The organism is Pseudoalteromonas espejiana DSM 9414 (assembly GCF_002221525.1).
GTDB lineage: Bacteria > Pseudomonadota > Gammaproteobacteria > Enterobacterales > Alteromonadaceae > Pseudoalteromonas > Pseudoalteromonas espejiana.
Window position 1 is genome coordinate 2,491,726 of record NZ_CP011028.1, and the last position, 13,368, is coordinate 2,505,093.

A 13,368-nucleotide genomic window follows, 5' to 3' on the forward strand; every position below is an offset into this window, starting at 1 on the left:
GCAACCATTCACTGTTGGCTGAGCTGTTGTTCTGCTTAGGTAAATTTACATTACTACATGCGCTTAATAAGCTTATTAGTAAGCTAAAAACGACCCAAGCTTTAAAACGTTTATAAACCACGGCTATTGCTCTTTAATTGCTTTTATTTGCTCAAGTACCTCGGCACTTGGTGGCGCTTCTTTAATATAGCTAGGTAAAGGGCTCACCTCTGAATGCGTACTTTGCAGCAGATTTAATCTACCACGTGTGGTATTTGCGACCCCGAATCGATTACCTGCACTTTGAGCATAAAATTGCAGATCAATCATTCCCCACTCATCAACATCGGTTAAAATTGTAATCTGTGAATCTTGGTTAGCATCAAAGTTAGTTAAAGTCTCACCTATAAGGGCATTACAATTATAATCCACAGCGGTTGAGCCGGCTCTTTTTAGGCCTTCAGTTTCATCAATCGTACTCTCATTTATATCTGCAGAGCTGCCATTTGAGTAATCTATAATAAAATCATCTGTTGAACCGGTTTGGTTATTTGTACTCGGTGCAATATCACAATTAACATTGTTGGTATAAAACCTGTCGTAGTATCTATCTCCCTCATTATTACCAATGCTTGAAAGCCCTGTTAATTGATATAGGTAATTCATAGAGCTTAAGTGATTTGGCTTAAAGTTAACCTCTTCATCACCGCCATGATACAGCCCTAGGTTGTGCCCAAGTTCATGAAAAATTGTCGATGCTTGGTAGTTGTTCGTTACATTTTGCGATACCTGATCATCAACAGATAACCCCCAACCACCCATAGTAAGCATTAAGTCGTTACCATTAATTTCAGCAATACCTGAGCCACTTATGCTACCGTCGCTATTACCGCTATTCGCCATTAATAAGTAGTGAAAAATAGGTCTGCGCCTTGTATCTGCATATTCCATTTTATAAGCAAATAAATTTGCCGTGCCTTGGTCATATTCAAACGGGGTGTAATCATTAAAAGGCACAGTAGTGCCACCACCTAGGTCAAAGTTTTCAACTGAAGTACCTGTACTTTGGTCAAATAAATCACCCACATCAAAGTGCACGGTGTAACCGTTATTGTTAAAAACGCTAATCACTTTTTCAATTGCGATGCGCTGTGGGGTAATACCTATATCGGTACTGTCCATGTAATCAACTTCAATGAAAATATCTTTTTGGTTTGCTCTGGCGCCCCATTCATATAGTGGGAGGCCACCAAATGTGCTTCCTTCGAGTTCGCTACAATCAGGGATGCCGTCTAAATCATCATCGGTAATACAAGTAACATCATTTTGCCCAGCAGGTGTATTAAAAACACTGTAACTCCAATCAGTTGCTTGGTTTGTATCGGTTACCTCAAGGCTGCGTTTTAAGCTTGCGCCCTGCTCTGCACTCATTGATGGTGCATTATCGCCTTGCCACTGCGACGCGCTAACCGGTTGCTGGCTAGAATTACCAAATTTAACAAAGTCGATTGTTTGCGTTGCGCCACTATTTAATAGCTCAGCAAAGCCATTAATGTACCAATAAGGTCGTATTTCATCGCTTTGGTTGCCTATAAGGACTATTTTAGGATTATTGAGCGCGGCAGCTGATAAAAACTCATCGCCAAACCGACTTTGCAATAAAATATAATCACCGTTTTCTAATACTTTGCTGGGTAATGTAAATACCTGTTCGGCACTCACAGTGCTGTCGAGCATATTAATAGCGCGTGTTTTTAACGCGTAGTTTTGTAAATTAACGTCGGCCCCTGTGCCGTTGTAAACTTCAACCCAAGGTATGTCGTTAGTAAATTGCACCGATATAAGTTCGGTAATTTTTAAATCCTGCGATGATGTTGTAAATTCGGTTATTTGTGCCGCAGTTACTGCTGTCGCAGAAAAATTAATAAGCGCATCGCTCATACGTACTTTATAAAGCGTGTTTTGTGCAAAACTAGCCGTTAAATTAACACCTTGGAAGTATTCACTGGTGTCACTTGTGGTACCTGATAAACTTTCTATGTTAAGTGATAAACAACTAGCAAAATCGTCATCCGACACTTGTATGCTGCCTGTACATGCCCCCGCGTTGGTATTTACTGATAAAGAGGAAGTTTGCATAACATCTGAAAAGGTAATGCTAATAGGCGTGTCGACTAGCACAGGTGTGTCTGGTCCACTTGGCGTAATAGCATTAACCGTGGCGGGAGTGGTATCTACAATTGTTGTGTTGAGTAAAAATTCTGCGCTGTCTTCACCATCGCTGGCTGTGAGAGTGTAACTTTTTGCGGTAATGCTGTTTGTAGGTGGAGTAAAACTAAACCGTAATGCCTGAGCATCAATTACATTTACCTCTGCGCCTTCTAAATCTTCTGGGAAGGTAATTTGCACTGTGTCACCATCGGCATCACTTACATCTAAACTAAACTCCGCACTTTGGTTGTACTGCACTTCAACATTTACATCATTAGCAATTGGCGCATTATTTGGTGGTATTGCTATAACCGTTATTTGCGCACTATTTGTTGCGCTATCATTGTCGGTAACGGTTACTAAAAATGTAATATTTGTATTTTCGGCTACAGTTGGCGCGTTAAAAGTTATACTTGAGCTTGTTTGTGTAAAATCGACAACGGGGCCGTTGGTTTGCTGCCAATTTATACTAGTGATTGTGCCGTCGCTATCTTGAGCTGTTGCTGTTAATGTAACTGGCTCGTTTTGCATAGCCTGTGTCGGGCCTGCTAATGTAATTGTAGGCGAGCTATTAAGTTGTGTTATTAGTACAGTTTTACTTGCTTGTGCTGTTGCCCCTAAATTATCTGTAACCGTAACGCTAAAACCGACTGTTTCATTTTCACTTACATTGGGCGCAGTAAACGTTAACGTGCCCTGCGCTTGAGTAAACTCTACTGCATCTCCCGCCGATTGAACCCATGTAATACTACTAATAGTGCCATCGGTATCTTGGGCATTAGCCATTAAACTCACTTCGGTATTAGCAAGTGCGCTACTTGGGCCTGTGATATTAACGGTAGGTGTAGAATTTTGAACTGTAATAGTGCCTGAAAAAACTTGCTCAGTTGTTGAGTCTTCATTATCAGTCACAGTCACTGAAAAGCTAAAATCAGTATCAGAGTCAACACTGGGTGCTGTTACGCTAAGCACATTACCATTAGCTGTAAATGTAAACTCAGGGCCAGATAGCTGCTGCCATTGATAATTCGCTATCTGTCCATCGCTGTCACTTGCTTGTGCGGTAATTGTAAAGGTTTGGTTTGCAACAATAACAGTACTACTAGCATTAATACTAACTACTGGGGCGGCATTGCCTGATGAAGAGTCGTCGCTATCACTGCCGCCTCCTCCGCATCCGCTAATTAAAAGTGATAATAAAGTTAAACCTAACCATTTATATATATTTTTTAATACCACTTTTATGCCTCTATGATTTAGCTATACAAATTTTGGGGCACCTTAATAACGTTTAAATGAACGGTAATTTCCTCACGATCATGATACAAATGCTTAGCTTGTAGCTCATAGGTTATACCGTATTTGCTCAGCTCTTCTTTGATCATTGTTAGGCATTCATAAACACTATCAAAGCGTTTTTTCATTGGCAGCTTTAAGTTAAATATAAGCTCTTTGGCGTATGCATTTACTGCCCAGTCAATCATTAGGTTAGTCACTTTGGTTGGTTTTTCCACCATATCGCACACTAACCAGTTAATATTTCTTTTTTCTGGACGATATTTAAACCCATCGGCTCTAAAATGTTTAACTTGCCCTGTTTGCATTAAATCATCGTTCATCGGGCCATTGTCTATTGCACTTACAAACATACCTCGGCGAACCAACTGATAAGTCCAGCCACCTGGGCAGGCGCCTAAATCGACTCCTCGCATTCCTGGTTGTACTCTCTCTTCACGCTCTTTTTCAGGAATAAATACGTTAAAGGCTTCGTCTAATTTAAGTGTTGAACGGCTTGGCCCGTCGCTTGGCATTCGTAAGCGCAAAATACCCATAAAAAACGGTGAGTTATTATAACTATAAGAATAGCCAACATAAGCGGTGTTGTTTGCCAAAAATAATACATGCATAACCGGGCGGTTTGCTTTGGGCTCACGCAATACCGTATTTTGTTTTTCGAGTGCTTTTTTAAGTGGCGTTGATATTTTTTTACAAAAAGTAAGTAGCTCTTTGCCTTCATTGGTGTCTGGCGTTTCAACGCGTAACTCGCTGCACAGAGGAAAGTCTTTAGCGGCTTCTTTTACAGCGGTAACACGGTCTTCCACTGGCATATTTTCAATCAAGGTACCGGCAAACCATTGCCGTGCAAATACCATATTTTTAAAGTCGACCTTTTTGATTATTTCGTCGCTGTGCTGCGCTTCAAAACATTCATAAATAACGTAGCCGGTATTTGGTTTCGCTTTTACATAACCTGCAAAACCTTGCTCGGCAGCATGAAACGTTATTTCAGCAGCGGCATCGTTTTCAAAACCACTACGACAGTAAATCACAACACTAGACATATTAACCCTTAAACTCTTTAAAACTTAAATCGTGCAACTTGCACTAAAATAACTACCCAACCAATTATAAAACACAACCCACCTAAAGGGGTTATAGGTCCTAACCACTTCATTCCGCTAAGTGCTAATAAATACAAACTACCACTAAAAAGCAGTGTACCGGCAATAAAAAAGCCGCCAGCTATATTTAAATTAATGCCCCACTTTATAAGCACCGCAACCGCAATTAATGCTAAACCATGAACCATTTGATATTCAGCTGCCGTTTTAAATACCCCTAACGAATAGTCAGTTAAACGACTTTTTAAGCCATGTGCAGCAAAAGCCCCTAACATAACCGATAGCATGCAGAATAAGCTTCCTGCTATTAAAAATAGTTTTATCATTATCACCCCACTGTATTTTTCATAAATTCCACAGCGGCTAAAGCCGCTGCTTCCCTATTTTGTTGCTCTGTAAAACCACTTTTTTTACGAGGCTTAAGCGAGTGGTCGCCATCATTTAGCCATACATATTCTGGTTGCTTTGGCATAAGCATACTTTTAAGTTCTTCGCGCGTGCCAAAGGTGTCGCGCTCGCCTTGCAGCACTAAAAATGGGCAAGGTATATCGGCAAAATGTTCAGTACGTAGTTTTTCAGGTTTCCCCGGTGGATGAAACGGATAACCAAACGCCAGTACACCTGCAATAGTGTGTGCTGATGAACACGCAAGCATTGAAGCCATTCGCCCGCCCATTGATTTACCACCGATGAAAAGCGGTAGATTTGGCTGCGCTTGAGTTAGTATTTGCTCATAGTAAGCTAATAATTTAGGTGCTCGCTCTGGTGGCCTGCGTTTATTCGTTTGCTTTGCTATCTGCATGTATTCAAAATCAAACAAACCAACGTCAATGCCTTGCTCGCTAATAAGTTTAGCCATGTGCTGCATAAAATCAGAGTCGCTACCAGCACCTGCACCGTGTGCAAATATAAACTGTGCTTTAGTTGGCTGTACCTTACTTTTAAACCATTCAATCATTGTTAGTACTCTTGTTCTTGTTCTACTAAGCTCAACATCCAATCTTTAAACGATACGATTTTTCCAAGCTCAGTTTGTGATTCGCGAATAACTAAGTAATACGCATTTTTACTCTCTAAACTGTGGCTAAATGGAATAACTAAGCGCCCTGCGTCTATATCTGGCTTAGCAAGTACACTATTGCCAATAGCCACGCCTTGACCATGCACCGCCGCTTGTAACACCATAGATGAGTGACTAAATATAGGCCCCTGATTTACTTGTACGTTGCGCACACCAGCGGTTTTCATCCACGTTTTCCAATTACGTCGGGTGGTGTCGTGCAATAGAGTATGTTGTGCTAAATCACTGGGCTGGTTAAGTGGCTTATGCCCGCTTAATAACAACGGGCTACATAAAGGTACTAGGTACTCTGTATGTAATTTGTAAGTTTGTACTCCACTCCAATGCCCTCTGCCATAATAAATAGCAATATCTACGTCATCGGTTAGCGAGTTTTCATCTTGGTCTTGCGCTTTTATTCGCACGTCTATTTCGGGGTGGAGTTCATTAAATAAACTTAAACGCGGAACCAACCATTGAATTGCAAAACTTGGCGTAAGGCTTACGGTAAGTGAGCCTTTGGCACCTCGGGCAAGCAGCTTTTCGGTCGCATCAATTAGCTGTGTAAAAATCTCTTTTATGTCTAAAAAGTAACCTTGGCCTTCTTCGGTTAATAATAACGAGCGATTTTTACGTAAAAAAAGCTTTAGACCTAAGTGCTCTTCAAGAGTTTTGATTTGATGGCTGACAGCCGCTTGCGTTACATAAAGCTCTTCTGCCGCTTTGGTAAAACTTAAATGGCGCGCAGCCGCTTCAAAGGCTTTAAGTGCGTTTAATGGAGGGACCCGTCTTGACATAGTAACCAAGCTTAGAATTAGTTTTTCTTATGCGTAAGATTATATACAGCATCTAGGTGTGTGTATATTAATGGCATAAAAAAAGCGACCTTAGTCGCTTTAATTAACTACCTTAAAGGTAAATTACTATAAATCGCTTGCGCTGGTATCAAGTGGTGCAAAGCTTTTAATTAAATCATCTACCGCTTTCATTTGCGATAAGTACCCTTCTAATTTGCTAAGCGCTAGCGCACATGGGCCATCACACTTTGCTTCATTAGGATTAGGGTGCGCTTCGATAAATAAGCCAGCAATACCTAATGCCATACCACTGCGCGCAAGTTCAGCCGCTTGAGCACGACGCCCGTCTGCAGAGTCTGCTCGCCCACCTGGGCGTTGCAATGCATGGGTTGCATCAAAAATAACCGGTGCCATGGTTTTCATGTCATCCATACCAAGCATATCAACGACTAAATTATTATAGCCAAAGCTTGAACCACGCTCACATAATGCAACGTTGTTATTACCCGCTTCATTAAATTTAGTAATGATATGACGCATTTCGTGTGGTGCTAAAAACTGTGGTTTTTTCACGTTTATAATTGCGCCAGTTTTAGCCATAGCAACAACAAGATCTGTTTGGCGTGCTAAAAAGGCGGGTAACTGAATTACATCAACCACTTCAGCTACAGGCGCTGCTTGGTGTGGTTCATGTACATCAGTAATTAGCGGAATATTAAAAGTATTTTTTATCTCTTCAAATATTTTTAAGCCTTCTTCCATACCTGGACCACGGTAAGAATTTATTGATGAGCGATTTGCTTTATCAAATGATGCTTTAAAAACATAAGGGATATTTAATTTAGTTGTCACTTCAACATAGTGCTCTGCAATGCGCATTGCTAAGTCGCGTGACTCTAATACGTTCATACCACCAAACAATACAAATGGCTTATCGTTTGCCAGTTCAATGCTATTAATATTAATTACTTGGTTATTCATTTAAATTCCTTAAGGTGCAACTGCTTGCATCATTAATCCACAAATATAAGCCATGTACGTGCCTACACCATAACCTAAAACAGCTAATAATACGCCTACAGGTGCAAGCGATGGGTGAAACGCAGAGGCAACAACGGGTGCCGATGCTGCACCACCTACATTTGCTTGTGAGCCTACTGCCATATAAAACAATGGTGCTTTAATCACTTTAGCCACTATTAGCATTAAGCTTGCGTGAGTAAGCATCCAAATAGCGCCTATTAAAAATAGCCCTGGGTTACTAAATATAGCGGTTACATTCATGTGTAAACCAATGGATGCCACTAAAATATATAAAAAGCTCGACGCTACTTTTGATGCGCCAAACGCCTCTATTTGTCTTACTTTAGTAAATGATAAACTAATACCAATAGTGGTTGAAATAACAATCAACCAAAAGAATTTACTATTTAAACTGTATTCTTTTGCCCAAGCATAGTTGTTAGCAAAAAATGGCCCTAAAAAGTCTGCACAAAAATGCGCAAGTCCGGTAATACCAAAAGCAATCGCTATAATGGTCATGTAGTCATTCAGTGTTGGCATACGAGCGTGCTCTGCATGATATTTTTCAACACGATTTTTTAAATCTTCAATTGCCGTGGTATCAGCGCCAGTGGCTGCATCAATTTTTTTATGATTAGCCGCCATTAGTAATAAAACAGCCATCCAAATGTTCGCCACAATTACATCAACTGTTACCATTACAGAGAATATATCACCGCCTACTTCAAACATTTCTTTCATAGAGGCTTGGTTTGCACCACCGCCAATCCAGCTGCCTGCTACGGTTGTCATACCGCGCCAAACCGCCTCTGGGCCATGCCCGCCCACTAAATCTGGGTTAAATACACTCACGACCAAAATAGATAATGGCCCACCAACTACAATACCCAGTGTACCCACCAAAAACATAATAAGCGCTTTAGGGCCTAAATTTAAAATTGCTTTTAAATCAATACTTATCGTTAATAATATTAAACATGCAGGCAGTAAGTAGCGTGATGCCACGTAATAAACGTTTGAGCTATGCCCATCAACAATACCAAAGGTATTTAATAATGACGGTAAAAAGTAGCACAGTAATAACGCCGGTACGTATTTGTAAAATGCTTTTAGTTTTGGGTTTTCACTGCTTGAGGTTTTAAAAATAAACCCCAAAATAATAGCAAGTAAACCAAGTACAACAGCATCATTAGTAATTAATGCAGTGTGGGTGTCAGCCATAGTTATTCCTATTCTTAATGGTGTGTTTTATTATTATCTTCTAGCTCTTCTATTTGATGCTGAATAATCTCAATAGCCGGGTCATCCGGACATTCATCAATAAAAAACTGTAAGTCATCGCGTGCCATTTTAGGACAATCTAACTGATTGAGTAAGTAACCTCTGTCGCGTCTCTCATACGGATCATCGCCTAATAGCTCCATAAGTAACTCAACACACACCAAAGCATGGCCAAATTTGTTTTCACTAATAAACGACCATTTTTGCTGTGCTAAAAACAGTTTGTATACTTCATCGTTATAAACAAGCTCGAGTGGCTCTTGTTCTTGGCCGTTTTCTTCATCCGCATTTTCAGGAATGATATACCAGCTTTGCTGGCCACTGCTTGGTTCAATGATGTAGCCTTCTTCATCGCTTATTGCAACGTGAACGCTAATATCACCTTGGTTAATACACACACTGGCATCTAACTGCGCTTGCTCAAGTAAGTGGGTGAGTAAAATACCGAGTGTCGTTATAGAGCCACTGCGCATAGTGAGCGTGTAACTTACACTATTAATTTTATACTCTGGCACCTTTAAGCCTGAGGCACTAAACAGCCATTTACTGTAAAAAATATCAAGTAGGCTTTCTAATCTATCGTGCGGATCTTTTTTCTCAGCGCATAGCGTGCTGATCTGCTGTTCAAAATCAGTTAGTACAGAGAAAGTAGGCGCTAAATCTATTTGAGGGTCCCATTTCGACTCTGCATTAATACACCGATATAGTGGCGGTGGAGTAAATTCATCATATGCATCATCTAAATAAGATTCGTCGTGTTCGTCATACCCGAGGGTGGTCATCAATACTGCAACATCTATTAAAAAACGAAGGCGTAGTTTACCTAACTTTAAGGCTATATACCAATATAGGAAAAACCCAAAAAATTTTTACAGGTAAACATAAACGTTATTGCCAAGCATATAATGGTTTAAATGAAAAATAACGAGAAAGGATTAAATATTACAATGGCTGGTGAGTGTTGTAGTAAGGTACTCTAAAAAACTCAAAGCAAGCTAAGGTTATCTATGTTTATCTAAAAGAAAACACCTAAAAACCTTAGCCTACATTTTAAATTATTATAAAAGCAGCGGCGATTTTGCCGTCGCTAAATAACCAATAGCTAAAATCACCACGGTATTAATAACAACATACACAATTTTAGCTAACGTTTTAGACTGCTTAGCGCTAATTACACCAATCGCAATATAAATTACCACAAGTATAATTTTTTCTAATAACCAAAGCTGCTCAAACGGGTTAATTTTGGCCATAAATACAAGTGTTAATGCCGATATCAGCAATAACGTATCAATACTGTGGCTACCTATAAAAACCAATTTATTCTTGGCTAATTTACCACTACCCATACGCGAAAAAGAGCGTACGTAAAATAAAATAACGCTTAACATAGCAATAGCCATGTGTGAGTGTTTTACTGCTAAATAATCCATAAGCCTCAGTACTTGTTGTTTTATAAAATAAGGTGTGCCAATACGTTTAAATGTGTCCAATTAGCTTAATTAAGTAATCAATTTTCAGGTCAAGTACCCTACCTATAATCAGGTACAGATTATTAAGTATTAATGCTCATTGGTATTACCATACTGGCTAAATATATTATGCCCCACAAACTAAAAAGCACATAGCCGCTAATTAACAGGCGCTATGTGCTTTATTATACAGTACGGGCAATTAACGTTGTTGTAATTGCACATTCTCAAATGCAAGTTGCACATTTTGAGAAAAAATTTCAATTAAATGACGCTGTGTATCAGACAAGTCTTTTGGAATGCCCGATATAAACAACATCGAATTATGGTTATATTCGCTGCTGCAATAAGCAAATAAGTAATTATCTTTGTAAATAATACTTTTATCTTTTAATGCCTTGTGGCACGCCTCTAACTGCTCGTGAGGTAATACAGCATCCAGCTCTTTGCCTTCACTTTGCTCAAACTCACCTGTGCCCGACCTCACTATTAGCTTATCGTTACTGCTCTCTTCTAAGTTTTGCGCAACTAAAGTAGTCGCATACACAGCTTGATCAGCAATGCCTAGCAGCGAGGTAAGCTGTTGCATTACACCTTCAATAAATTGCTCTATCGAACGTGTGGCAAAAATATCTCGCGAGGCCACTATTATTTTTTCCAGCCCTTCACGCGATTGCTCAATAGAAATAATGTCGCGATATGAGCGCAAGCTCGACATAATAACGGTAAACAGTTTTTGCGCAGTTAATTCGGTTTTAGATTTATAATCGTTAATATCATAATTAATAATAACCTGTCGCTCAGGTGCTTGACCTGGCTGACCCGTTCTTAAAATGATACGAATATGATTATTTTGTGCCTCTTCACGAATAAACTTAGCAACTTGTAATCCTGCATCGTCAGTTTCCATTACTACATCTAGCAGTACAATGGCAGCATCAGGGTGCGCTTTTACTAATTCTTTTGCTTCAGCGCCAGAATAAGCACTTAAAAACTCTAGACGCTTATTTTGAAACTCAAAATCACTTAAGGCCAGCTTAGTTACAGCATGAACTTCAGGTTCGTCATCAACGATTAATACTTTCCAAGTGCCAAGTTCCACTTCACTTTCTAACTCTTCTGGCTCATCTGAAAATAAAAAATCACCCATCATATTAAAGGTTCCTTAATGCATTTGTAGAACGCACAATCATGGCTGTTTTTTATTTAATTAAGGCCACTGTGCGAGCGTTACACGGTCGTTATTTCCCAAATCTTTTACTGTTTTAACATTAATAAATGCCATTTGATTAAACAAATTACGAACAGCTTCGCCTTGCTCAAAACCGTGTTCTATTAAAAGATAGCCACTTGAGAGCAAATAGTCACGTGATTGTGTAATTATTTGTTTTATATCAGCCATTCCTGCTTCCTCAGCAACCAAGGCTGAAAGCGGCTCAAAACGTACATCACCTTCGTTTAGGTGCTTATCGTCGTGTTCTATATACGGCGGATTAGTAACAATTAAATTAAATTGCTGGTTTTTTAAGGCACTAAACCAATTGCTTTGTTTAACTTGTACATTATGTATAGCTAAACGTTGCTGATTTCGCGAAGCTAATGCAACCGCATCGGCAACTCTATCAACTGCGGTTATTTGCCAGTTAGGCATTTCGCTGCCAAGCGCAAGCGCTATTGCGCCAGTGCCAGTGCCTAAATCAAGCACTTTTGCCGATTCAGGTACAGCCATAGCAAGGGCTTGCTCTACTAAGGTTTCTGTATCTGGCCTAGGAATAAGAGTGGTGGCATTAACTTCCAGCGGTAAACTCCAAAACTCTCGCTGCCCAGTAATATGTGCAACGGGTTCGCCGTTTAGACGGCGCTTACAAAAGTGCTCAAACGTTAGTTGCTGCTCATCGGTAAGTGTTTTATCAGGCCAGGTAAATAAATAACTGCGGGGTTTTTGAAGAATATGTAAAAGTAAAACTTGGGCATCTAATTTAGCGCTATCGCTGCTTGGTGCAAGTAAACTTGCACCTGCAGCAATTGCTTGTTCTAAGGTGTGGCTCACAATTACTCGTCGCCCATTGCCGCTAATAAGTCAGCTTGATGCTCTTGCATCAATGGGTCAACAATACAGCCTAAATCACCTGTTACTACTTCGTTTAAACGATAAAGCGTTAGGTTAATACGGTGATCGGTAATACGCCCTTGTGGGTAATTGTATGTACGAATACGCTCTGAACGATCGCCACTGCCCACTAAATTACGACGCTCAGACGCTTCTGCCGCATGGCGTTTTTCGTCTTCAGCTTGCTGTAAACGAGCTGCAAGTACAGACATCGCTTTAGCACGGTTTTTATGTTGTGAACGCTCATCTTGACACTCAACCACAACACCGGTTGGTATATGAGTAATACGTATCGCAGAGTCCGTTTTATTTACGTGCTGACCACCGGCGCCAGAGGCTCTGAAAGTGTCTACTTTTATATCGGCGGTGTTAATTTCTATTGCTTCAGCTTCTGGAATTTCGGCCATTACAGCAACAGTACAGGCAGATGTATGTACACGCCCTTGAGATTCGGTTTCTGGTACACGTTGAACACGGTGTGCGCCCGATTCAAACTTAAGCTTACCGTAAACACCTTCACCGCTAATATTAGCAATCACTTCTTTGTAGCCACCATGCTCACCTTCGTTGGTGCTCACAATTTCTACTTTCCATTTTTGCGTTTCAGCATAACGGCTGTACATTCTAAATAGGTCACCAGCAAAAATTGCTGCCTCGTCACCACCGGTACCAGCACGTACTTCTAAAAATACATTGTTGTTATCTTTAGGATCTTTAGGAAGCATAAGCACTTGTAGCTCATCTTCTAATGTTAATATTTGTGCTTTAGCTTCTTTGTATTCTTCTTGCGCCATTTCGCGCATATCAGGGTCTGAGTCTTTTAGCATTTCTTCAGCGGTAGCCACATCGTCTTGCGCTTGTTGGTACGCTAAAAACGTTTTTACAATTTCTTCAAGCTCAGAGTATTCTTTTGAAAGAGCACGAAAGCGGTTTTGATCACTAATGACCGACGGATCGCTTAGCAGTGCTTGTACTTCTTCGTAGCGCTCTACTAAGGTTTCTAATTTACGATATACAGACTCTTTCATTTAAC

11 protein-coding genes and 1 pseudogene are annotated in these 13,368 nt (G+C 40.1%); all 12 read right to left on the reverse strand.

Annotated features, from left to right (window positions below; all coding sequences use genetic code 11):
* Positions 1-123: 123 nt before the first annotated feature.
* Complete coding sequence (locus PESP_RS11345) at positions 124-3,429, reverse strand: PKD domain-containing protein (RefSeq protein ID WP_089348120.1); 3,306 nt, start codon at positions 3,427-3,429, stop codon at positions 124-126.
* Between the two features lie 17 nt (positions 3,430-3,446).
* Complete coding sequence (rlmM, locus tag PESP_RS11350) at positions 3,447-4,532, reverse strand: 23S rRNA (cytidine(2498)-2'-O)-methyltransferase RlmM (RefSeq protein WP_089348121.1); 1,086 nt, start codon at positions 4,530-4,532, stop codon at positions 3,447-3,449.
* A gap of 17 nt (positions 4,533-4,549) precedes the next feature.
* Positions 4,550-4,918, reverse strand: coding sequence for a DUF423 domain-containing protein (locus PESP_RS11355; RefSeq protein WP_164504421.1), 369 nt, complete (start codon positions 4,916-4,918; stop codon positions 4,550-4,552).
* 2 nt (positions 4,919-4,920) lie between these two features.
* Positions 4,921-5,550, reverse strand: coding sequence for an alpha/beta family hydrolase (locus PESP_RS11360; RefSeq protein WP_089348122.1), 630 nt, complete (start codon positions 5,548-5,550; stop codon positions 4,921-4,923).
* A gap of 2 nt (positions 5,551-5,552) precedes the next feature.
* A complete protein-coding gene (locus PESP_RS11365) occupies positions 5,553-6,449 on the reverse strand; it encodes a transcriptional regulator GcvA (protein WP_004588843.1) in 897 nt (298 codons plus the stop codon).
* Between the two features lie 126 nt (positions 6,450-6,575).
* Positions 6,576-7,430, reverse strand: a complete 855-nt coding sequence (gene kdsA / locus PESP_RS11370) for a 3-deoxy-8-phosphooctulonate synthase (RefSeq protein WP_089348123.1) — start codon at positions 7,428-7,430, stop codon at positions 6,576-6,578.
* Positions 7,431-7,439: 9 nt separating this feature from the next.
* Entirely contained in the window at positions 7,440-8,693 is a 1,254-nt protein-coding gene (locus PESP_RS11375) for a DUF819 family protein (RefSeq protein WP_089348124.1), read from the reverse strand.
* A 14-nt stretch (positions 8,694-8,707) separates the two neighbouring features.
* Positions 8,708-9,535 carry a tetratricopeptide repeat protein gene (locus tag PESP_RS11380; protein ID WP_089348125.1) on the reverse strand — a complete coding sequence of 276 codons (828 nt, stop codon included), beginning with the start codon at positions 9,533-9,535 and terminating at the stop codon, positions 8,708-8,710.
* 276 nt (positions 9,536-9,811) lie between these two features.
* Entirely contained in the window at positions 9,812-10,186 is a 375-nt protein-coding gene (locus PESP_RS11385) for a SirB2 family protein (RefSeq protein ID WP_089348126.1), read from the reverse strand.
* Positions 10,187-10,436: 250 nt separating this feature from the next.
* A pseudogene (locus PESP_RS11390) lies at positions 10,437-11,378 on the reverse strand (DUF3369 domain-containing protein); the annotation flags it as partial.
* Between the two features lie 57 nt (positions 11,379-11,435).
* Positions 11,436-12,275, reverse strand: a complete 840-nt coding sequence (gene prmC, locus PESP_RS11395; RefSeq protein WP_089348127.1) for a peptide chain release factor N(5)-glutamine methyltransferase — start codon at positions 12,273-12,275, stop codon at positions 11,436-11,438.
* Between the two features lie 2 nt (positions 12,276-12,277).
* The gene (gene prfA / locus PESP_RS11400) at positions 12,278-13,363 is read right to left on the reverse strand and encodes a peptide chain release factor 1 (RefSeq protein WP_089348128.1); all 1,086 of its coding nucleotides are present in this window, start codon (positions 13,361-13,363) and stop codon (positions 12,278-12,280) included.
* Positions 13,364-13,368 lie beyond the last annotated feature (5 nt).

What these genes read in the sequence shown, in the direction of transcription:
- rlmM (WP_089348121.1), bottom strand. Translation starts at nt 4,532, where the DNA reads ATGTCTAGTGTTGTGATTTACTGTCGTAGTGGTTTTGAAAACGATGCC.
- PESP_RS11355 (WP_164504421.1), bottom strand. Translation starts at nt 4,918, where the DNA reads ATGATAAAACTATTTTTAATAGCAGGAAGCTTATTCTGCATGCTATCG.
- PESP_RS11360 (WP_089348122.1), bottom strand. Translation starts at nt 5,550, where the DNA reads ATGATTGAATGGTTTAAAAGTAAGGTACAGCCAACTAAAGCACAGTTT.
- PESP_RS11365 (WP_004588843.1), bottom strand. Translation starts at nt 6,449, where the DNA reads ATGTCAAGACGGGTCCCTCCATTAAACGCACTTAAAGCCTTTGAAGCG.
- kdsA (WP_089348123.1), bottom strand. Translation starts at nt 7,430, where the DNA reads ATGAATAACCAAGTAATTAATATTAATAGCATTGAACTGGCAAACGAT.
- PESP_RS11375 (WP_089348124.1), bottom strand. Translation starts at nt 8,693, where the DNA reads ATGGCTGACACCCACACTGCATTAATTACTAATGATGCTGTTGTACTT.
- PESP_RS11380 (WP_089348125.1), bottom strand. Translation starts at nt 9,535, where the DNA reads ATGACCACCCTCGGGTATGACGAACACGACGAATCTTATTTAGATGAT.
- PESP_RS11385 (WP_089348126.1), bottom strand. Translation starts at nt 10,186, where the DNA reads ATGGATTATTTAGCAGTAAAACACTCACACATGGCTATTGCTATGTTA.
- prfA (WP_089348128.1), bottom strand. Translation starts at nt 13,363, where the DNA reads ATGAAAGAGTCTGTATATCGTAAATTAGAAACCTTAGTAGAGCGCTAC.